We start from the raw sequence: 20,837 nt of genomic DNA on the forward strand, positions 1-20,837 counted from the left end.
TCTCCGGTGGGTGGGGGCCGCCACCCCCCCCCCCCACCCCCCTGACGATCACCTCTGCGCGACCACAACCCACTGACGATCACCGAGAAAGGTGGGGGCGGCAAGACGCAGAGTGAGGGTGGGCAAGGAGCGGGTGAGCCCGGGAGGGCGAGAGCGGGTGAGCCCGGGAGGGCGAGGGCGGGCTAGCCGCCGATCGAGGACATCGGGCGGGACGGCTGCAAGAAGCTGGGATCGTCGATCCCGTGGCCGGCGGCCTTGCCGTACATAGCGACCTTCCAGCGCTCCGCCAGCTCCTCGTCGCTTGCGCCGCCGCGCATGGCGCCACGCAGATCGGACTCGTCACGCGCGAACAAGCAGGTCCTGACCTGTCCGTCGGCGGTGAGCCTGGTGCGGTCGCAGGTGCCGCAGAACGGCCGCGTGACTGAGGCGATGATCCCTACCCGCGCTGGCCCCCCGTTCACCAGCCACTTCTCGGCCGGCGCGCTGCCTCGCTCTTCGGGGCTGTCCGGCGTCAAGTCGAAATGGCGCTGAAGCGCGGCCAGGATGTCGCCAGCGGTGATCATCTCGTCGCGTCGCCAGGCATGCTGCGCGTCCAGCGGCATCTGTTCGATGAACCGCAACTCGTAACCGTGGTCGAGGGCCCAGGTGAGTAGGTCAGGAGCTTCGTCGTCGTTCACGTCGCGCATCAGCACGGCGTTCACTTTGACCGGCACCAGCCCGGCGGCGTCAGCCGCGGCCAGCCCGGCCAGCACGTCGTCGAGGCGCCGCCGATGGGTGAGCTTTTCGAATCGGTCGGCACTCAACGTGTCGAGCGAGCCGTTGACCCGGTCCAGGCCGGCGTCGGCCAGGGCTTGGGCTACGCGGGTCAATCCGACCGCGTTCGTGGTGACAGACAACTCCGGGCGTGGTTTCAAGCCGGCGCAGGCCGCGACGATGTCCACCAGTCCGCGCCGGAGCAACGGCTCGCCGCCGGTGAACCGGACTTCCCGCACCCCCAACCGCTCGACCGCGACGCCCACCAGGCGAACCACTTCCTCGTCGGTGAGGACCTCAGGCTTCGGTAACCAGGCCAGGCCTTCTTCCGGCATGCAGTAGGTGCACCGCAAATTACAGCGGTCAGTCAACGAGACGCGCAGATCCGTCGCGATACGCCCATACCGGTCAGCAAGCATGTTCCCCAGGCTATGGTCTACGGTCGATTTGTGTACAGGTTCATGGTGACACGACGGTGGCTGATCCGGATCTTGGCCGGATTACTGCTCGTCGCGGTGTGCGTACGGCTCGGATTGTGGCAGCTGGACCGCAATGAACATCGGTCGGAGCGCAACGAGGTCATCCACTCCAGCGCCGACGCCGAACCGGTGCCGGTCGAGACGCTGTCCAGCCCCGGCGCCGAATTCGATGCCGACCACGAGTGGCGGCACGTCGAGGTCCGCGGCACCTACGACGCCAACCATGAGTTCCTGCTAAGGCTACGTCCCCTCGACGGGCAGCGCGGGGTCCATGTGATCACCCCGCTGGTACTGTCCTCTGGCGAGGCCATCCTCGTCGACCGGGGGTTCTTCACGTCCAACGAGAACATTCCCGAGGTCCCGCCGCCACAGGAGGGCGACGTCGAGCTCCTGGCTCGGCTGCGCTCCACCGAAGACTCCCGCGAGGCCGGCGATCCGGCCGGTGGCCTGCTCCGGGCGGTGAACGTCGCCGAGATCGCCGAGGTCCTGCCCTACCCCGTGCATCAAGCCTGGGCCGAGGCAATCGAGCCGGTGGAGGACGATCTCATCGCCATTCCCGGGCCGACCGCCGACGCAGGGCCGCACCTGTCCTACGCGATCCAATGGTTCATCTTCGCCGTCATCGGAATTACGGGCTTCGTCCTGCTGATCCGGACAGAGGCAAGAGCCCGGCGCGAACCCGACGCCGCCGGCGCAGCGCCAGAGGCTCCGGCCGATCCCGGCGCTGACCCGTCGCAGCAGCAGACAGCCGGACGGACACCGGCCTTGTAGCGCGCGTATAGCGAGTGATGTGTTCAATAGGTCCCGGCCATGGGTGCGCGGGTCGCGTCTCATCCGGGTGTGGATATACTCCTGACCCCGTGGCCTGGCCGGCCGAGGGAGAGGGGGACCTGCCGATGTCCGAGTTCATCGACACGGCTCTGACCTTTCCTGCGGTCTTGTTCAGCTTCATGCTGGTCGTGGTCATCGGTTACTGGGTTCTCGTCCTGCTGGGTGGTCTCGGCGTCGACTTGTTCGACGCCGACGCGGCTGAGGGCACCGGAACCGACTTGCTGGCCACAGCCAAACTCGATGGCGTTCCCGTCACCGTCGCCCTTTCCCTCCTCATCGCATTCGCGTGGTTCACCGGGCTCGTCGGGACCGTCGTCATCGGCGAGCTCGACGTACCTACGCCGGCCGCGATAGCTCTCGGCATCGTGGCCGTCGCACTGGCCGTGCTAATCGCGTGGATCATCACCTCGTTCGTCGTCATGTTCGTCCGTCGCACCCTCCCTCAGGTCCGAGAGTCGTCGCACAGCGACTTCGTCGGACGCCTGTGCGTGATCCGGACGGCCCCACTCAACGACGGCACCGGGCAAGCAGAAGTCACCGCCGACGACGGCTCCACAGCCATCATCCAGGTCCGGCAGACCGGCCAGGATGAATTCACCAACGGCAGCACCGCGCTGATATTCGACTACGACGGTGAGGTCTTCTGGGTCTCGCCGTTCGCCGCCGAACTCGATCCCGGCGGACGACTCACCGATTGACCGCACCCTCGACATTCCCGATATTCACTCAAAGGACGCATAGATGGACACCATTACCACCGGGTTAGGCGTGCTGCTGGCCGTCATCCTGATCGTGGTCATCGGCGTGATCTTCGTGGTCACCCGGCTGTTCCGCAAGGTAGAACAGGGCCGCGCACTCATCATCTCCAAGGTCAAGCGGGTCGACGTCACCTTCACCGGTGCGGTCGTGCTGCCGATCATCCACAAGGCCGAGTTCATGGATATCTCGGTCAAGACCATTGACATCGAGCGCACCGGCCATGAAGGCCTGATCTGTCAGGACAACATCCGGGCCGACATCAAGATCACCTTCTTCGTCCGGGTGAACAAGACCGTCGAGGACGTCATCCGAGTCGCGCAGGCGATCGGCACCGAGCGGGCCAGCGACCAGACCACGCTGCAAGAGCTCTTCAACGCGAAGTTCTCCGAGGCGCTGAAGACCGTCGGCAAGCACATGGACTTCGTCGACCTCTACACCCAGCGCGATGAGTTCCGTGACCAGATCATCCGGGTCATCGGCACCGACCTCAACGGCTACAGCCTCGAGGACGCGGCGATCGACTTCCTCGAGCAGACCCCCATGTCGCAGCTCGACACCCAGAACATCCTCGACGCGCAGGGTATTCGCAAGATCACCGAGCTCACCGCTCAGGAGCACGTCCGCACCAACGACTTCGAGCGTGGCCGCGAGAAGGAGATCACCCGGCAGAACGTCGAGGCGCGCGAGACCATCCTCGAACTCGAGCGGCGCCAGGCCGACGCCGAGGCCACTCAGCAGCGCGAAGTCGACACCCTGCGGGCTCGCGAAGAGGCCGAGACCGCGCGGGTCCAGGCCGAAGAGCGGCTCAAGGCCGAAAGCGCGAACATCCGCACCGACGAGCAGGTCGGCGTCCAGACCGAGAACAAGGCCCGCGAGATCGCCGTCGCCGAGTTGAACCGGCAGCGCGTCGTCGCCGTCGAGACCGAGAAGATCGAAAAGGACCGGATGCTCGAGGTCGTCGCCCGCGACCGCGAGACCGAGCTCGCCACGATCGCCAAGACCAAAGAGGTCGAGACCGAGAAGCGCGCGGTGGCCGAGGTGGTCCGCGAGCGGGTGGCGGTCGACAAGACCGTTGCCGAGCAGGAAGAGAACATCAAGCGGGTCCGCACGGTCGAAGAGGCCGAGCGCGAGCGCCAGGCCAAGGTGATTGCCGCCGAGGCTCAAGCCCAGGAGAACCTGGTCAAGGACATCAAGGCTGCCGAAGCCGCCGAGCAGGCCGCGAAGCACCGGGCACAGGAAGAGCTCACGCTCGCCGAGGCTCGCCAGCAGGCCGCCGAGCTCGATGCCCAGGCCAAGATCCGGTTGGCTGAAGGAACCCAGGCAGAAGCGGCCGCCGCCGGGCTGGCCGACGTTCAGGTGCGCGACCGCGACGCCGAAGTCATCGAGAAGGTCGGCCGGGCCGAGGCGGCCGCGGCTCGCGAGAAGGCACTCGTCGAAGCCGAGGCGATCCGCGAGAAGCTCACCGGCGAGTCCGAGGGTCTGACCAAGAAGGCGGCCGCCATGGCCGCTCTCGACGAAGCCAGCCGCGAGCACGAAGAATTCCGGCTGCGCCTCGAAATGGAGAAGGACGTCCGGATGGCCGGGCTCAACGTCCAGCGCGACGTCGCCGAGGCGCAGGCCAGCGTGCTGGCGACCGGACTGGAGCAGGCTGACATCAGCATCGTCGGCGGCGAGAGCGTGTTCTTCGACCGGCTGATGAACTCGATCTCGCTCGGCAAGGGCGTTGACGGTTTCGTCAACCATTCCAACGTCGCGAGCACCGTCGCCGAGCCCTGGTTGAACGGCTCGTCCAATGTCATCGAGGACATCATGGGCTTGGTCGGCTCCGTCGGCACCGAGGATCTCAAGAACCTCACGGTGTCGGCGCTGTTGATGCAGCTGATCAACAAGGGCGGACCGAACCGGGCGAAGCTCGAGCAGCTGCTCGACACCGCCCGCACCCTCGGCTTCGCCGATCAGCCTGTCGCGGCCCTGACCGGCTCGAAGCAGTAACGCCGACGTGTCCGAGACCGCGACTGAAACTCCCGCGGAACCGGCCGAGACCGCGGAGGACCCGAACGCCGGCCTGGAAGCCGGCACGTACGAGGTCCTCCGGACCCGGCTCCGGGATCATGCCGCCGAACTCTCCAGGCGCGCCGAAGCGCTCAACGCGCAGCGCCTGGAGGTCTTCGGCGGCACCCAGCTGGAGTTGATCGGCACCGAACGGATCCGCACGGAGCACAACTGCGTACCCCGCGACATCGTGTCGCTAGGACTGCCCGGCGCTGACGGTGCCGGCGGGCTGATGCTCTTCGGCTACAACGTCTTCATCGGGATGAAGCCTGAGACCGGCGTCGGCGACGTCTTCTCCGTGCACCAGTTCTCCCGGGCGCCGGGCGACGACGGGAACGCGGCGTTCCGGTTCGACGACGCCGACCCGAGCGAGCTGCCAGGGCTGTTCGACGCTGAGCGCTTCCAGCGCGATTTCGCCGACATGTACCGGTACTTCCGGGAGACCCGGCTGCTACAGCTTCGGCGTACCGAGGACAAGCTGCTCGCCGTCTTCCAGACCGGACCGAGCATCGACGACACCCGGGTACTGCGCTGGCGGATGGGTACCGGGGGTCCGATCGAGTATCAGGACAACCGTGGCGATCGCGACAACACGTTCCCGCGCTCACACGACTTCGAGTGGGTCGAGACCACCCGCGAGGACCACGTCACCGGCCGGTACCCGCACATCTCCATCGACGGGGCCGTGTTCGTGGAAACCACTGGCGGCCAGCTCACCATCAAGGTGGAGAACAACACCGAGAGCGGTGAAGGCGTCTACAGCGAGCCGGTCGAGGACCCGCTGCAGAGTCTGGCCGACGCGGATGTGTTCTATGCCCGGGTCGGCGCTCTGATCCTGCTGCGGATCCGGCCTTACAACGAGACCACCTGGCGCCACCTGGTCTTCAACATCCAGACCAAGAGTGTGGTGCGCCTCGACGGCATCGGCCAGGCGTGTCTGGAGCTGCCCGAGGACCACGGCATCATCTTCCCCGGTGGCTACTACCTCAGCACCGGTGAGAGCCGGACTTTCGAGACCGACGTCACCGATCTCGAGTTCAAACGCACCATCCGCTCCCCCAACGGCGAAGACGTGCTGTACGTCTTCCATGCCAGGGACGAGGGCCGCACCCTGCTGCTGCCCTACAACGTGATCCGCAAAGAGGTCGCCAACCCGATCCCCTGCCACGGATACTCCCTGTTCGACGACGGCACGCTCGTCATTCTGCGCGCCACGTCCGAGGAGCCGACCCGCGTACACCCACTGCAGGTCTGGCAGACACCCTTCCAGTCCGACACCTATGCGGCCTCCCAGCCGGTCGGCACCGGGCCACTGGAGCGGGTGGGCAACGCCGAGCTCGTCCGGGGTATCTCCGACTGCCTATCGATCACCCGGATGATCGGCGAGATGGCGCCGTCGGCGGCGGTGTTCGAGGCGATCATCGCCGCTTGTGCACGGGCCTTCGACAGCTACCACTGGCTCGGCGAGCAAGACCTCTCCGATCTGCGCAAGCCCGTTGTGGAGATCCGCGCCACCGCCGAGCAGGTGCTCGACGAGTTCGAGAACGTCCAGGCGCTCACTGGGCAAGCCACCGCCGCCCTGGAGAAGGCAGCGGCGGATATCGCGTCGCTGGTTCGCCGGGTGCGCGGAGAGGCTCCGCGGTCCGCCCAGGCCTGGGTCACCCAGCTGGCCGAACTGCGCCAAGCCAAGGGCCACCTGGTCACGTTGCGCGATATGCGCTACATCGATCCGCAGCGCATCGACGAGCTCGACTCGAACCTCGACGACGAGCTCGGAGTCGCCGCCGAGCGTGCGGTCGAGTTCCTGCAGCGCGACGATGCCTTCAGCGGGTACCACGACGAAGTCGAGCAGCTGGTCGCACAGGCCGAGTCGATTCCGTCCGTGGCCGACGCGACCGGCGTGGCCGAGAAACTGGCCGAGCAGTCGCAGGCGCTGGAGACTGTCACCGAGGTCATCGGCTCGCTGGACATCGCCGACGCGACCATGCGTACCGCCATCCTGGAGCGGATCGGCGAGGTGCTCGGTGCGCTCAACCGGGCCCGGGCCACGCTCGAAGGCAGGCGGCGCGACCTGCTCGCCACCGAAGGACGCGCCGAGTTCGCTGCCGAGTTCGCTCTGCTTGGACAGGCCATCACCGGCGCGTTGGCGGTGGCCAACACGCCGGACGCATGCGACGACCAGCTCGGCAGGCTGCTGCTCCAGGTCGAAAACCTCGAGGCACGCTTCTCCGAGTTCGACGACTTCCTCGCCGAGCTGGAGACGAAACGCGACGACGTCTACGAGGCGTTCTCGTCGCGCAAGCAGGCCCTGGTCGACGAACGTACCCGGCGCGCCGATCGGCTCGCCGACTCCGCCGAACGCATCCTCACCAATGTGCGGCGGCGGGTCGCCTCCATGGGATCGGTCGAAGAGGTCAACACGTACTTCGCCTCCGACGCCATGGTGTCCAGGCTGCGCAGTGTCGCTGGTGAACTCCGCGAGCTGGGTGACCAGGTCCGGGCCGAGGAGCTCGACGGCCGGATCAAGGCCGCACAGCAGGAGGCCGGCCGGGCCCTCCGGGACCGCCTGGACCTCTACGACGACGGCGGCGAGACGATCCGGTTCGGGCCGCACCGCTTCGCGGTCAACACCCAGCCGACCGACCTCACGCTGGTCCCCCAAGACGGTCAGATGGTCTTCGCCGTCACCGGCACCGACTTCCACACCCCGGTCGAGGATCCTGAGTTCCAGAAGACGAAGCCGTTCTGGGATCAGCTGCTGGTGTCCGAGTCGCCGGAGGTCTACCGCGCCGAGCACCTCGCCGCATCTATCCTGGCTACCGCCGAAGACCGGGCCGACGAGTCCGGACTGACGCTCGAACAGCTGCATGAAGCCGCTGTGACCGACGACGGCCTGCTGGGCCTGGTGCGCCGGGAAGCGGAGAACCGCTACGACGAGGGCTACGAGCGCGGCGTCCACGACCACGACGCCGCGGCGATCCTCGAGACTCTGCTGCGGCTGCATGCCGCTGCCGGATTGCTGCGTTACCCGCCGGCAGCCCGCGCGGCGGCTCAGCTCTTCTGGGCGTTCGGCGCGGGAGATGACGCGAGATCGAGCTGGACCACGCGCGCGGTGTCCCTGCACAAGGCCAGAGCCGCATTCCGGTTCCACCGCTCGGACACGATCGACGCACTGTGCGCCGAGCTGCAGGAGGCCGTCGATGCCTTCGTCGGTCCCGTCGGCCTGGCATCCGACGACGGTGAGATCGCCCTCGCCGGCGAGTACCTGTTCGAAGAGCTGGCCGACCCGGGCGCTGGATTCGTCACCAGCGCAGGCGCCAAGAAGCTGCTGGATGGGTTCCGGCGCGCGCTGAGCCGGCGTTCCGGCAGCGGGTCCCGCCAGGCCTTCGAGGACGACCTCCGGGCACTGGAATCGGACTTGGCCGCCCGTCACCAGCTGGTGCACGCCTGGCTGAGCTCGTTCCTCGCCGCCTCCGGAAAGACTGGCAGCAAAGATGGGGCCGGGACCAACGACGTCCCCGGCGGGCATTCACCGACGACGGACCTTCCCGAGGCGATTGCGCTGGAGCTCTGCGGCGCTGCTCTCACTCGCCACGACTCCGCGGCGTCACTGTCCGCCAGCGTGACCGGCCTGCTCGGGACCCACCCCCGCATCACCGAACGCACACTGCATATCCGCCTCGATGAGTTGCTCGCCCGCACCCGGCGTTTCCGCACCGAGCGGATTCCGGCGTATCGCGCCTTCCAGCGCCAACGCGCGGCGCTCATCGAACGGCAGCGGCACGTCCTGCGCCTCGATGAGTACAAACCGCAGGTCATGAGCGGCTTCGTGCGCAACCGTCTCCTCGACGAGGTGTATCTGCCACTGATCGGCGACAACCTCGCCAAGCAGATGGGCACCACCGGCGACTCCCGGCGCACCGACCAGAGCGGCCTGCTGATGCTGATCTCGCCGCCCGGGTACGGCAAGACGACGTTGATGGAGTACGTCGCCAGCCGCCTCGGATTGGTGTTCGTCAAGGTGAACGGTCCGGCGCTCGGGCACGGCGTCACATCCGTCGACCCGGCGGAGGCGCCCAACGCCACCGCGCGGCAGGAGGTCGAGAAGATCAACCTGGCGCTCGAGATGGGCAACAACGTGTTGCTGTATCTCGACGACATCCAGCACACCAATCCGGAGCTGCTGCAGAAGTTCATCTCGATGTGTGACGCCCAGCGCCGCATGGAAGGTGTGTGGAACGGGCGCACCCGCACGTACGATCTCCGGGGCAAACGATTCGCGGTCTGCATGGCGGGTAACCCGTACACCGAGGAGGGCAAGCGGTTCCGGGTGCCGGACATGCTGGCCAACCGGGCCGATGTGTGGAACCTGGGTGATGTGCTCTCCGGCCGCGACGATCTGTTCGCGCTGAGCTACATCGAGAACTCGCTCACAGCGAACCCGGTGCTGGCGCCGGTGGCGAGCCGTGACCGCGACGACATCGACCTGCTCGTCCGGCTGGCCCGGGGTGACGAGTCAGCACAGGCGGACCAATTGTCGCATCCGTACTCGTCGGTTGAGCTCGAGCAGATTCTCTCCGTGTTGCGCAAGATGCTGCGTGTGCAGGAGATCGTCCTGATGAACAACCAGGCGTACATCGCCTCGGCCGCGCAGTCGGACGCGGGGCGCACCGAGCCTCCGTTCCAGCTTCAGGGCTCGTACCGGAACATGAACTCCATGGCCGCCCGGGTAGTCGCCGTCATGAACGAAGACGAGCTCGAGGCGATGGTCGACGACCATTACGTGGGTGAGGCACAGACGCTCACCTCGGGCGCGGAGGCCAACCTGCTCAAGATGGCCGAGCTTCGCGGGCGGTTGACGCCGGAGCAGGCCGATCGGTGGGAAGAGGTGAAGGCCGGTTTCCTCCGGGCGCAGGCGCTGGGTGGAAGCGAGGAGGATCCGATGAGCCGGGCGGTCGGCGCTATCGGTCTGCTGGCCGATCGCGTAGGCGGCATCGAGAATGCGATCGCGCAGGTCACCGAGCGGGCCTTCGAACCGTCGACGCGGGGCGCCCGCGCCAAGCGCCCGAAGGGCCACCACGCCGACTGACCCATCCCCTAGCGATCATCTACGGGCGGGCGCGACCCGCTCGGGGAACGTCCCCCGGCATCTCTGTTGATCATGGGCAGATGGCACCTGTTCGAGCTCGAATAGGTGCCATCTGCCCATGATCAACGGGGGCGGGTGGGTGTTGGGCGTACCGGGGCGGGATGGGGAGGGTTTTGGGCTTATGAGGCCAGTGCTTCGATGGCGGCCTCGGCGAGCACCAGGACGTCGTCCGGTTCGATGTCTTCAAGATCGATCGAACCACCGGTGATGAACAGGCCCTCGGTGTGGAACTGGAACATGTTCACCTGGCCCTCCTCGGAGTGCATGACATGCCCTTCCACGCCGCCGACACGCACCTCCTCGGCGTGTTCGACGTCCGCCAGATCCATCCCGATCAGCTCGCTGGAGAAGCTCACCTCAACGCTCGCGATGCCGTTACCCGCTGCCCGCCACTCGCAGGTGAGCACGTCGAGCCCGTCCACCGGGCCGACCTCGACATGATCGTATTGGGTCGCGATGTCCGCGCCGGCCTCCAGGACCTCCTCAGGGCACGACCCGGGTACAGCGCCTCCCCCACGCGGGGCTTCGTCGAGATCGTCCTCGGCGGGATCGTCGTCCGCGGTTCCGTTCTCGGGTTCGGCCTCGCCGCCCTCGTCCACACCATCAGCGTCGCCGTCGCCGTCGCCGTCCGCAGCGTCGTCGTCCTCGGCGCCGGCGTTCTCGTCGTCACCCGGCACATCGTTCTCAGGTGCGACATCGGTGTTCTCGGCGGTGGGCGACGGCGCGTCAGCCGCATCGTCATCCGAACCACAGGAGGCCACGGCAAGCGTCAGCACCATTCCGGCTGGCAGTACGAGGCGGCGAAATCGTCGCATACTCCCCACCATACGGAACCAGCCCTCAGACCTCATCGGGCGCTCGACGGCACGTCCACGCCATCGGTTCGCTGCGATGCGAACTGCGTCCGGTGCAGCTCGGAATACAGGCCACCCGCCCTCAGCAGCTGTTCATGGGTGCCCCGCTCCACGACGCGGCCGTCGTCGACGACCAGAATCAGGTCGGCATCCCGGATCGTGGACAGTCGATGCGCGATAACCAGTGACGTTCTGCCCGTCAGCGCGGTCTTCAGGGCACGCTGCACCGCGAGCTCAGACTCGGAGTCGAGGTGCGCCGTCGCTTCGTCCAGGACCACCACGTGGGGCGACTTCAGTAGCAGCCTCGCGATAGCCAGCCGCTGTTTCTCACCGCCCGACAGCCGGTATCCGCGATCGCCGACGACGGTGTCCAGCCCGTCCGGCAGTGAGTTCACCAGGTCGTGGATCTGAGCGGAGCGCAGGGCGGCGTGCAACTGCTCGTCCCCCGCCTCGGGCCGTGCGTAGGCGAGGTTGGCCCGGATCGTGTCGTGGAACATGTGGGCGTCTTGGGTGACCACCCCGACGACGTCGTGCAGCGACTCGAGGGTGATATCGCGCACATCGCGCCCGCCGACCCGGACCACGCCCCCGGTCGGGTCGTACAGCCGCGAGACAAGATGGGTGATGGTCGTTTTCCCCGCTCCCGACGGACCCACGAGCGCGACCATCTGGCCCGGCTCGATCCGGAACGAGACACCCCGCAGCACTTCCTCGTCGGCGCCGTTTCCGGCCGGACGCGCCAAGGACTCGAGGGAGGCCAACGAGACGTCGTCTCCGGCTGGGTAGCGGAACCGGACGTCGTCGAACTCGACCGAGATTCGGGGCTCCTGATCGGCGGCGGACCGCACCTCCAGCGGTTGAGCGCTGGGCTTGTCCTGCACCATCGGTTTGAGGTCGAGGACCTCGAAGACGCGCTCGAAACTGACCAGTGCGGTCATGATGTCGACCTGAACATTGGACAACGCCGTCAAAGGGCCGTAGAGGCGGGTGAGCAAGGCGGCCAGTGCGACAAGCGTGCCCACTTCCAAGGCGCCGTCGATGGTCAGCCAGCCGCCGATACCGTACACGATGGCCGTGGCGAACGACGCCAGGAAGGTCAGTCCGATGAAGAAGTACCTCGCGTACAGCGCTTGGATCACGCCGATGTCACGGACTCGCGCCGCGGCCTGTCCGAAGGTTTCGTTCTCTCGGTGGTAGCGGCCGAAGATCTTCACCAGCAGCGCGCCGGAGACGTTGAAACGCTCCGTCATGGTCTGGCTCATGTTGGCGTTGAGCTGCATCGACTCGCGCGAGATATCCGCCAGTTTGCGGCCGATGTAGCGGGCCGGAAGCAGAAACAGCGGGACCAGGACCAGGACGACGATCGTGATCTGCCAGGACAGCACCAGCATGGCCCCGAGCGCCAGAACCAGGGTGACGAAGTTACTGACCACCTGCGACAACGTCCCGGTGAAGGCTTGCTGAGCGCCGACGACGTCAGAGTTCAGCCTGGACACCAAGGACCCCGTCTGGGTACGCGTGAAGAAGGCGATGGGCTGCCGCTGGACGTGATCGAAGACCTGTCGCCGGAGGTCGAAGATGAGCCCTTCCCCCACCCGGGCCGACATCCACCGCCCGATGAGGTTCATGATCGCGTCGAAGAGTGCCAAGCCGGCTACCGCCAGCGCGGCCCACACGACGACGCTGCGCTCGCCGGGAACCACGCCAGAGTCGATCAGCACCTTGAGCAGCAGGGGTACCGCGGCCGCGCTCGCCGCCGAGGCGACAGTGGTGGTCAGGAAGATCGCGATCTGGCGACGGTACGGCCGCGCGTAGCTCATGATCCGTTTGGTTGTCCCCCGAGCCAGACGCCGTTCGACGACGCTGCGGTCCCGTGAGAACGAACGCGACGCCATCCAGGCCCCGCCCATCGGACTACCACCCATAGCCATCCATACCCGACCTCCTCGTCTGCCGACGCTCCGGCGTCAGCCGCCACCTCGAAGCTCTGAGTGCCTCGGCAGGAGCAAGCTCAATACGCCCGCTAGGACAACGTGCTGACGAGCAGGATTCTTCCACGGCATGGAATTGTGACTCATAGGTCGCGCACGCAGGCCGCCATCTCTTAGACGTGGCGGCCTACCAATTTGCGCTTTGGGCTTTCCGGGTCAGGAATACCCCGGCCATCCGGGCCCGTCCCCGGAAAGCCCAAAGCCACTTTCAGCGCGGATCGATTAGACGCGAGCCGTCAAGACTTCTTTCGAGCCTTGCCGCGTGTAGCTCCACCACGTCCACGAAGTGCTACTCCCGACTCGGATAGTAGCCGGTGGACGAAGCCATAAGAGCGTCCGGTCTCCGATGCGAGTTCGCGGATGCTCCTACCGCCTTCGTACTGCTTCTTCAGGTCAGTGGCGAGCTTGTCACGCTGCCCTCCGCTGATCCGCGCGCCTTTCACCAACTTGTCGGCCACGCGTCCTCCCCGTTTTCGTTGTTCTTCTGACAGAGGACCATGATCCGTCCCATTACAGTTTTTCGCCACCCGAACGCAAGATCAATCCCACATCGTGACGCAAAAGCCTGGTCAGAGAACGTCTCACGCCAAAGCAACGAGGTCCGAATAGTCGGAGTTCCAGAGGTCTTCAGCGCCATCCGGCAGCAGGAGCACGCGTTCGGGATCCAACGCCTCGACCGCGCCTTCATCGTGTGTGACCAGCACAATTGCACCGGTGAATGAGCGCAGAGCACCCAGGACTTCTTCTCGGGATGCCGGATCGAGGTTGTTGGTCGGTTCATCAAGCAAAAGGACATTGGCACTGGACACGACCAGTGTGGCTAATGCCAGCCGCGTCTTTTCGCCACCGGACAGAACCGAAGCCGGTTTCTCCACGGAGTCACCGGAGAAGAGGAAAGAGCCAAGCACCCGCCGCGCTTCGACGTCTGGCAGGTCCGGCGCTGCGGTGCGCATGTTCTCGAGCACCGTGCGTGATGTGTCCAAAGTCTCATGTTCCTGCGCATAGTAGCCAAGTCTGAGACCATGTCCCGGCTCAACCGCGCCGGTATCGGGTTTTTCGATACCGCCCAGTAGTCGGAGCAGCGTGGTTTTGCCGGCGCCATTGAGCCCGAGAATGACGACCCTGCTCCCGCGATCGATGGCAAGATCGACATCGGTAAACACTTCCAGCGATCCGTACGACTTCGACAACCGGCTGGCCGTCAACGGAGTCTTACCGCAAGGCGCCGGCTCCGGGAAACGGAGTTTGGCCACTTTCTCCGTACGCCGCTCGGATTCCAGTCCCGACAACAGCCGTTCAGCCCGCCGCTCCATGTTCTGCGCCGCCACGGCCTTAGTAGCCTTGTAACGCATCCGGTCGGCCTGAGCTTTCAGCACCGAGGCCTTCTTCTCGGCATTGGCTCGCTCGCGTCGACGGCGACGTTCGTCGGTCTCGCGTTGCTCCAGGTACGTGGTCCACCCGACGTTGTACACGTCGATGACAGCCCTCGTGGCATCAAGATGAAAGACCCGATTGACAGTCTTGTCCAGCAGCGCGACGTCATGGCTGATCACCACCAGTCCGCCCTTGTACGCGCGAAGGAAGTCGCGCAGCCACATGACGGAGTCGGCGTCGAGGTGGTTGGTGGGCTCGTCGAGCAGCATCGTGCCGGCGTCGGAGAAGAGGATCCTGGCAAGCTCGATCCGGCGGCGCTGACCGCCTGAAAGGGTACGCAACGGCTGGCTCAGGACACGATCCTCCAGTCCCAGGCTGGCCGCGATGGTAGCTGCCTCGCTCTCGCTGGCGTATCCGCCGAGAGCCAGAAACTCCGATTCCAGGCGCGAGTAACGGCGCATCCCGCGCTCGTGGCTCGCTGGATCGTCCGAGGCGATCTGTTCCTCGGCCTTGCGCAGCTGCTGGACGATGACGTCTAACCCGCGCGCACCGAGAATACGGTCCCGGGCAAGCACGTCGGGGTCTCCGGTGCGCGGATCCTGCGGAAGGTAGCCGACGGTTCCGGAGCGGTTCACCGTGCCGGCGAACTGCTGTCCCTCGCCGGCGAGGATGCGGGTCAGCGTTGTTTTCCCGGCGCCGTTGCGCCCGACCAGCCCGACTTTGTCACCTGGAGCTATCCGGAAGCTGGCGCCCGCGATGAGAATCTGCGGCCCCGCTCGTACTTCGACCTCGTGGGCAGTGATCATCGTAAGAACGTAACTCCGGTCGCGTAGGCATGGCAGGGCAAGCTCAAGGAAGCCGTCGCCATTGGCGGTATCCCACGAAGCCGGCCCCTACCTGGTGCGGGCCTCGGCGCCGGTCGCTGGAGCGTCCCGGGCCATATACATGACACCAGACACAGGCACACGACCGACACCGAATATTTCGGGTGCTCTCCGTTGGCATCAGCCGCCACAGACAGCAAAGCCCTGCAAGTTTACAGTTGAGACGTGATCGAGGTCGAAGCCGTCAGCCATGCCTATGGTGAACGTCAAGTATTGCGGGGCGTGAACGCCGTGCTGACCGAGCGGCGGGTCGCGGTCATCGGTGCGAACGGCTCCGGCAAGTCCACCTTCGCCCGGCTGCTGAACGGACTGGTCCTTCCCGACCACGGCAGGGTCCGTGTCGACGGTCTCGACACCCGCACCGACGGCGCGGGCGTCCGGCGCCGGGTTGGATTCGTGTTCACCGATCCTGACGCGCAAATCGTCATGCCGACAGTTGCCGAGGACGTCGCCTTCAGTCTGCGCCGGCTGAAGCTGGGAAAGTCGGTGGCCGCGCGCGTCGTCGACGAGCAACTGGCCGAGTTCGGGTTGGCCGGGCATGCCGACCACCCTGCGCATCTGCTGTCGGGCGGGCAGAAACAGTTGCTGGCCTTGTGCTCGATTCTGGTCACCGAGCCAGCGGTTCTCGTGTGCGACGAACCCACGACGCTGCTCGACCTCCGCAACAGCCGGCGGGTGGCCGATCTCCTGGACACGCTCCCCCAGCAGGTCGTCCTCGTGACGCACGATCTCGACGCCGTCCTCAACTACGATCGTGTCCTCGTGTTCGACGACGGCCGCATCGTCTTCGACGGCCCCGCCGCTGCTGCCGTTGCCCACTACCGGGCTCAGGTCGCTTGAGAAGCCTGTCGCGGGACCCCGGTGGAGAGCGAGGACGGGTTTCGCCGCAGCTCGTCGGGGCCTGCAACACAGACTTGCACCCGTAGAAGCGTGCTTCACAACCGGCGACGTTTCCGTTGGTCAACTACAATTGCCATCTTATGTCCGGCTGCCGCCGTTGATTCAGGTGATCTATCCGGGTGGGTGACGAAGCGTGGAGATGCTCGAGGCGCTGCGGCGCTCGCTCGAATCGGCTGTGCGGGCCACCAATGCCACGTTCGGTGTGGCCGGCATCGTAGGCCCACACCGGCGGCCGACCACCTTCGTGACCGTTGGGCACGAGCCTGAGCCCGGCCCAGGCGGCGAGCCGGCAGCAACCGAGCTCCTCGAGGAAGTCATCAACACCGGCCGCATCATTCGCCGCCAGCACCCCGGTGTTCTCGGCATACCGATCAGCGCCGACGGCGAACCGCTGGGCGCCATCTGTCTGCTGGACAATCATCGCGGCGAGTTCACCGAGCAGGACGAGCACGTCCTCGCCGGCCTGGCACACCTGGCGCAGGCGGTCATCGAGCATCTCCACCGTCTTGAGCAAACCAAGCAACGCCAGCAGTGGCTTGCCGCCTCCAACGCCGTGACCACGGCACTGCTGGCCGGGGAAGACCAGTCGCTCACGCTACGCCACATCGCCCAGCATGCCCGGCGCGCCGCCGATGCCGCGGCAGCCGCCATCGCCCGCCCCGACCCGTCCGATATCGGCATCATCAGGTTCCAGGTCGTCGACGCCGAGGAAGACATGCGCGCGCTCAACGGGCTGGCCATCCCCGCGAGCGGCACGGCCACCGGCGAAGCCTTTCTGACGAAGGCGCCGGTAGCGGTACGTGGCTACGGATCACACATCATGACCCAGAATGCTGATCGTCAAACGGTGGTTCCGGCTGTCCTGAAGGACCTCGACTCAGCTATCGCCGCCCCGCTCATAGTCGGCCATGTCTGCCTCGGTGCGTTGACGGTCGCGAGGTTCGACGGCGCCCCGCCCTTCACCGACGAAGACGTCCAGCTGGTGGAGAGCTTCGCACACCACGCTGCCCTGGTCATGGAGTTCGGCCGGATCACCGAGGAAAGCTACCGGCTGGCGGTGCTCGAAGACCGCCACCGCATCGCTCGCGACCTGCACGACGTCGTCATCCAGCGCCTCTACGCATCGGGACTACGGCTGTACGCGCTGAGCGCCGACATCACCGACACCGCGGTCGCGGACCGAGCCAACCAGCTGGTCGACGAGATCGACCTCACGATCGACAGCATCCGCGCCAGCATTTTCGCCTTGGAAGACGACGGCTCCGAATCGACCAGCCTGAGGTCTCAGATCCGGCATCTGGCCAGCGGTTTCACCGATGTTCTCGGTTTCGAGCCGTGGGTGAACTTCGAAGGGCCTCTGGACGCGGCCGTCCCAGACCAGGTGCGACCAGAACTGCACGGCGTAGTCCGCGAGGCGTTGTCCAACGTCGCCAGGCATGCGTCAGCCAGCTCGGTCTACGTCGGATTGACCGTCGACGGCTACGGACGTGAGCTGACTCTCACGGTCGTCGACAACGGAGTGGGTGTCCAGTCCCGCCGGCTGGGAGGCCGCGGGCTGCCGAACCTCGAGGCGCGAGCCGCACGCTGGGGAGGCGAGTTCACCACGAACTCCGAAGCTGGCCATGGCACAAGCCTGACGTGGCGAATACCGCTCGCCATGGCGACCGCCGGCGAATTGCAGGGAGCCACGTCATGACCATCTCGGTATTCCTCGTCGACGACCATGAACTCGTGCGTACTGGGTTGCGGACCGTGCTGGACGCCCAACCCGATATCGTCGTGGTCGGCGAAGCCGGCTCCAGATCCCAGGGGCTTTCCGCCATCCGTGACACGCCTGCCAACGTCGCCATTCTCGACGTTCGCCTGCCTGATGGCGACGGTGTCACGCTCTGCCGCGAGATCCGCACGTTGCTGGATCCGCCACCGGCATGCCTGATGCTGACGAGCTATTCCGACGACGACGCCCTGTTCGGCGCGATCATGGCAGGAGCGTCGGGCTATCTGATGAAGCGCGTAGCGGGTTCTGCGGTCGTCGATGCGGTCCGGACCGTGGCTGCCGGCGGTTCCTTGCTGGACTCCGGGCTGACCAGCACTGTCATGAGCCGGATCCGGGGCGACAACGGACGACCGGATCCTGGCTACGCACTGCTCACGCCGCAGGAGCGCCGAGTCCTCGACCTCGTGGCCGAGGGGCTCACCAACCGGCAGATCGCCGAGCGACTCAGCCTGGCGGAGAAGACGGCGAAGAACCACGTCTCCTCGATCCTTCACAAACTCGGGTTCGAGCGACGCACGGAGGCCGCCGTCTACGCAACTAGACGGCGGCCTCCGGACGCACATTGAACGGTCTTCGGGCCCTGCCCCCCTTTGCCAAGGCCCGAAGACCGGACTTCAGGGCGTATCGGGCCTCGTGAATCGTGGCACGATCCGCATGAGAGCCGCTGCGCCCGCGATAAGTGCGAAGCCGGCGATGACGATCCAGATGACGCTCATTCCGGTAGCGGCCAGTGTTCCGGTGGTGCCTGCTGCGGCAGCCGTACCTGCTTGCTGATACATGGTTTTGCCTCCCAACCCTTTGGTTTACCAACTCTTTGCCGTGCGAAAGAAGGCGCCGAAGTACGCTTTCGCATGGCAAGCTTGCAGAAAGAAGTCGAACAAGAGCTCGTACATGGTGGCCGCCAGCGCCATACGCTTCCAGCCTCGATACCGCACAGTGACAACCCTTTCCACTACGAAAAGCAGCGTCAGCAGCATCCAGAACAGCTTGATGTTCACGTTGCCTGTCGAGAACGCGATGGTCAGCGTCGTGAGATAGGCAGCGGTGACCACGAGACCGAAGAACGTCAACAGCTGGCGGGCCCAATATGTTCGTGTTACTTTCGTGAATCCGTACTGAAAGCAGTTCTCTACCGCACCCCTTTTCCAGCGCAGCCGTTGCCGCCACAGCTCCCGCCAGCTCTGCATCACCTCGGTCTCCAATGTGCACACCGCTGGGGCGATCACGGTGAAGCCGAGGTGCTTGAGTGCGAAGGTGAGCTCGTTGTCCTCGGTCAGTACGCTGATGTCGTAGACCCCGCCGTTGCCGTCGCCCTTGGGCAGCCGTCCGTCGAGCCTCGCAGCCGCCACCTCCCGCAACGTCGAGACCCGGAACATCGCGGCCGTCCCGGTGATCACCAGGCAACGCCCCTTTAACCTCGCGAGGTCACGGGCGTAGCGCGCATACTCGTTACGCTGCAGGTGGCCGACGAACCCACCCCCGGTGCCGCCGCGGAAGACGCCGCCCACACCGCCGTACCCCTTCTCGAGGTGTTTGGCGGCCTGCTCGTGGAACTGTGCGTCGAGGATACTGTCGGCGTCCTGGACGAGCACCGTGTCGTCAGCTTCGAGCCGGGGCAGCAAGAGCCTGAGCACCTGGTTCAGGGCACCAGCCTTCTTGTTCGTGTTGCCCTGAGTGATAAACACATCTGCCCCGTGGGCACGGGCCACGTCCGCAGTGTTGTCCGTGCAATTATCACAGATGACGACAATGTAATCCGGCGGAGCCGTCTGGTTGGCCAACGCATCCAACGCCGCACCGATCTGGCTTTCTTCATTGTGCGCGGGAATAAGAACCACGCTGCCTTGTGCGACCATCTTCAGCTCCGTCGAATTCATCTACTCGATGACTATGAGAGAACCGGTCGAGGGTATTCTCGAGTCGTTTCTCATAACTGCAATCATCAGCCGATTTCGAGCTCCGGAACAGTTACGTAAGGCTCTACTTATCTGGGTGAGTTTGCCTATTGTCGTATCGGGAAACCGGCCTACCAATCCATAGGCCGGGTGGGTACCGGCAGGCATAGGGCTTTTGGCCTATTACCCACAGCGAACACCGCCTTCATGTCCGGCTGTGGTTCCACGTGAATAGCGGAGGGGACGACTGCCTGTCTGCCGCGATTGGAATAATGATCCTCATGGAGTCGTCCGCAGCCCGCGCTCTCGCTCATATCGCCTCGCAAGCCAGCGGTGGACCGGCCGGGCCGTCCGTTCGGGTCACGCTGCACTTCCACCCGGACCGGCTAGTAGGACAACGGCTGCTCCTGGACGTGATCGCTGACGACGGCGTGTATCGGTCGCAGTTCGAAACCGGCATCAGCAATGGTGGCCTGACCGCGTACCCGGGGGGCGATCGCTGGAGGTGGGAGAGCAGCATCTTCGGCGGGGCATACGACGATCGGCCGGGAGCCGAGCGCCCGAAGTACGGGTCGCTGAATTTCCGGGGGCGGCGCATCGGGGGCTCACCCCGATTCGGGTCGGCGTACCTGCGCCTCGCCCCGCACGTGCTGGCGCGCACGAGCTTCTGCTACCCGGACAGCGTATTCGCCCCTCAGCACTTCGGCGTGGCCGACCGTTTGTCGCCCCTGATCGAGATGGCCGAGGCCGGCGATCGCGATCCACTCGACGACTACGTCGAAGCCCACGTGCATGGCGAGGTGCATCTCGCGCGAGATGTGGAGGCGCTGGTCCTGGACCCGTGTTATCGGAAGACCGCCACCGAGGCCGCTGCTCGGCGTCTCGGCTGCCCCATCGAGTGGCACGACGGGTTCACGCTCCCGGTGAGCGAACTGCGCCGCAATCCGTCGTACCGGGGCCCCGAGTTCGTCAAGCTCGGCCTGTCTTTGGCCGAAGACGGCCTGCTCACAGCCGGCATGATCGGAGCGGCGGCACGCACCGGCAGCTACGATCAGCAGGCGCTCAAGCGCGTCTGGCACTATGTGGCCCGGTTCGGCACCCATGAGTTCAAGATCTAGTGCCCTGCGTGGGAACTAGGA

The 20,837-nt window shown here is 65.7% G+C and carries 15 protein-coding genes; 8 read left to right on the plus strand and 7 right to left on the minus strand.

Annotation, left to right across the window (positions count from 1 at the left end; translation table 11 throughout):
* Positions 1–182 precede the first annotated feature (182 nt).
* A complete protein-coding gene (gene moaA / locus F7O44_RS04605; RefSeq protein WP_162448942.1) occupies positions 183–1,172 on the minus strand; it encodes a GTP 3',8-cyclase MoaA in 990 nt (329 codons plus the stop codon).
* A 30-nt stretch (positions 1,173–1,202) separates the two neighbouring features.
* On the opposite strand from moaA, the gene F7O44_RS04610 reads away from it, so the two are divergent.
* The 4 genes from F7O44_RS04610 to F7O44_RS04625 all read left to right on the plus strand — a co-directional run bounded on the left by F7O44_RS04610 (position 1,203) and on the right by F7O44_RS04625 (position 9,963).
* Complete coding sequence (locus F7O44_RS04610) at positions 1,203–2,003, plus strand: SURF1 family cytochrome oxidase biogenesis protein (protein WP_162448943.1); 801 nt, start codon at positions 1,203–1,205, stop codon at positions 2,001–2,003.
* A 125-nt stretch (positions 2,004–2,128) separates the two neighbouring features.
* Positions 2,129–2,761 (plus strand): YqiJ family protein, encoded by a 633-nt coding sequence (locus F7O44_RS04615; RefSeq protein ID WP_162448944.1) that lies wholly within the window; start codon positions 2,129–2,131, stop codon positions 2,759–2,761.
* Between the two features lie 43 nt (positions 2,762–2,804).
* Complete coding sequence (locus F7O44_RS04620) at positions 2,805–4,814, plus strand: flotillin family protein (protein WP_162448945.1); 2,010 nt, start codon at positions 2,805–2,807, stop codon at positions 4,812–4,814.
* A 7-nt stretch (positions 4,815–4,821) separates the two neighbouring features.
* Complete coding sequence (locus tag F7O44_RS04625; RefSeq protein WP_162448946.1) at positions 4,822–9,963, plus strand: DNA repair ATPase; 5,142 nt, start codon at positions 4,822–4,824, stop codon at positions 9,961–9,963.
* Between the two features lie 179 nt (positions 9,964–10,142).
* On the opposite strand, the gene F7O44_RS04630 is transcribed toward F7O44_RS04625, so the two are convergent.
* From F7O44_RS04630 to F7O44_RS04645, 4 genes are all read right to left on the minus strand, one after another.
* Positions 10,143–10,838 carry a hypothetical protein gene (locus tag F7O44_RS04630; protein ID WP_162448947.1) on the minus strand — a complete coding sequence of 232 codons (696 nt, stop codon included), beginning with the start codon at positions 10,836–10,838 and terminating at the stop codon, positions 10,143–10,145.
* 32 nt (positions 10,839–10,870) lie between these two features.
* On the minus strand, positions 10,871–12,808 hold the full coding sequence (locus F7O44_RS04635) for an ABC transporter transmembrane domain-containing protein (RefSeq protein WP_162448948.1): 1,938 nt from the start codon (positions 12,806–12,808) through the stop codon (positions 10,871–10,873).
* Between the two features lie 296 nt (positions 12,809–13,104).
* Positions 13,105–13,326, minus strand: a complete 222-nt coding sequence (locus tag F7O44_RS04640) for a helix-turn-helix domain-containing protein (protein ID WP_162448949.1) — start codon at positions 13,324–13,326, stop codon at positions 13,105–13,107.
* A gap of 123 nt (positions 13,327–13,449) precedes the next feature.
* Entirely contained in the window at positions 13,450–15,048 is a 1,599-nt protein-coding gene (locus tag F7O44_RS04645; protein ID WP_162448950.1) for an ABC-F family ATP-binding cassette domain-containing protein, read from the minus strand.
* Positions 15,049–15,291: 243 nt separating this feature from the next.
* On the opposite strand from F7O44_RS04645, the gene F7O44_RS04650 reads away from it, so the two are divergent.
* The 3 genes from F7O44_RS04650 (at position 15,292) to F7O44_RS04660 (ending at position 18,369) form a co-directional block, all read left to right on the plus strand.
* Complete coding sequence (locus F7O44_RS04650; RefSeq protein ID WP_162448951.1) at positions 15,292–15,966, plus strand: ATP-binding cassette domain-containing protein; 675 nt, start codon at positions 15,292–15,294, stop codon at positions 15,964–15,966.
* Between the two features lie 199 nt (positions 15,967–16,165).
* Positions 16,166–17,722 (plus strand): sensor histidine kinase, encoded by a 1,557-nt coding sequence (locus F7O44_RS04655; protein ID WP_246220792.1) that lies wholly within the window; start codon positions 16,166–16,168, stop codon positions 17,720–17,722.
* Entirely contained in the window at positions 17,719–18,369 is a 651-nt protein-coding gene (locus F7O44_RS04660; protein WP_162448953.1) for a response regulator, read from the plus strand. The genes F7O44_RS04655 and F7O44_RS04660 overlap by 4 nt, the downstream gene beginning before the upstream one ends.
* A gap of 48 nt (positions 18,370–18,417) precedes the next feature.
* Here F7O44_RS04660 and F7O44_RS04665 read toward each other — a convergent pair whose 3' ends face one another.
* Positions 18,418–18,582 carry an LPXTG cell wall anchor domain-containing protein gene (locus tag F7O44_RS04665; RefSeq protein ID WP_162448954.1) on the minus strand — a complete coding sequence of 55 codons (165 nt, stop codon included), beginning with the start codon at positions 18,580–18,582 and terminating at the stop codon, positions 18,418–18,420.
* Positions 18,583–18,606: 24 nt separating this feature from the next.
* Complete coding sequence (locus F7O44_RS04670; protein ID WP_162448955.1) at positions 18,607–19,680, minus strand: glycosyltransferase family 2 protein; 1,074 nt, start codon at positions 19,678–19,680, stop codon at positions 18,607–18,609.
* A gap of 290 nt (positions 19,681–19,970) precedes the next feature.
* On the opposite strand from F7O44_RS04670, the gene F7O44_RS04675 reads away from it, so the two are divergent.
* Positions 19,971–20,816 carry a DUF3626 domain-containing protein gene (locus F7O44_RS04675; RefSeq protein WP_162448956.1) on the plus strand — a complete coding sequence of 282 codons (846 nt, stop codon included), beginning with the start codon at positions 19,971–19,973 and terminating at the stop codon, positions 20,814–20,816.
* Positions 20,817–20,837: the final 21 nt, after the last annotated feature.

Source organism: Phytoactinopolyspora mesophila, assembly GCF_010122465.1.
In the GTDB taxonomy this organism is placed as follows: Bacteria; Actinomycetota; Actinomycetes; order Jiangellales; family Jiangellaceae; genus Phytoactinopolyspora; species Phytoactinopolyspora mesophila.

What these genes read in the sequence shown, in the direction of transcription:
- moaA (WP_162448942.1), bottom strand. Translation starts at nt 1,172, where the DNA reads ATGCTTGCTGACCGGTATGGGCGTATCGCGACGGATCTGCGCGTCTCG.
- F7O44_RS04615 (WP_162448944.1), top strand. Translation starts at nt 2,129, where the DNA reads ATGTCCGAGTTCATCGACACGGCTCTGACCTTTCCTGCGGTCTTGTTC.
- F7O44_RS04620 (WP_162448945.1), top strand. Translation starts at nt 2,805, where the DNA reads ATGGACACCATTACCACCGGGTTAGGCGTGCTGCTGGCCGTCATCCTG.
- F7O44_RS04630 (WP_162448947.1), bottom strand. Translation starts at nt 10,838, where the DNA reads ATGCGACGATTTCGCCGCCTCGTACTGCCAGCCGGAATGGTGCTGACG.
- F7O44_RS04635 (WP_162448948.1), bottom strand. Translation starts at nt 12,808, where the DNA reads ATGGCTATGGGTGGTAGTCCGATGGGCGGGGCCTGGATGGCGTCGCGT.
- F7O44_RS04645 (WP_162448950.1), bottom strand. Translation starts at nt 15,048, where the DNA reads ATGATCACTGCCCACGAGGTCGAAGTACGAGCGGGGCCGCAGATTCTC.
- F7O44_RS04655 (WP_246220792.1), top strand. Translation starts at nt 16,166, where the DNA reads ATGCTCGAGGCGCTGCGGCGCTCGCTCGAATCGGCTGTGCGGGCCACC.
- F7O44_RS04660 (WP_162448953.1), top strand. Translation starts at nt 17,719, where the DNA reads ATGACCATCTCGGTATTCCTCGTCGACGACCATGAACTCGTGCGTACT.
- F7O44_RS04665 (WP_162448954.1), bottom strand. Translation starts at nt 18,582, where the DNA reads ATGTATCAGCAAGCAGGTACGGCTGCCGCAGCAGGCACCACCGGAACA.
- F7O44_RS04670 (WP_162448955.1), bottom strand. Translation starts at nt 19,680, where the DNA reads ATGAATTCGACGGAGCTGAAGATGGTCGCACAAGGCAGCGTGGTTCTT.
- F7O44_RS04675 (WP_162448956.1), top strand. Translation starts at nt 19,971, where the DNA reads ATGATCCTCATGGAGTCGTCCGCAGCCCGCGCTCTCGCTCATATCGCC.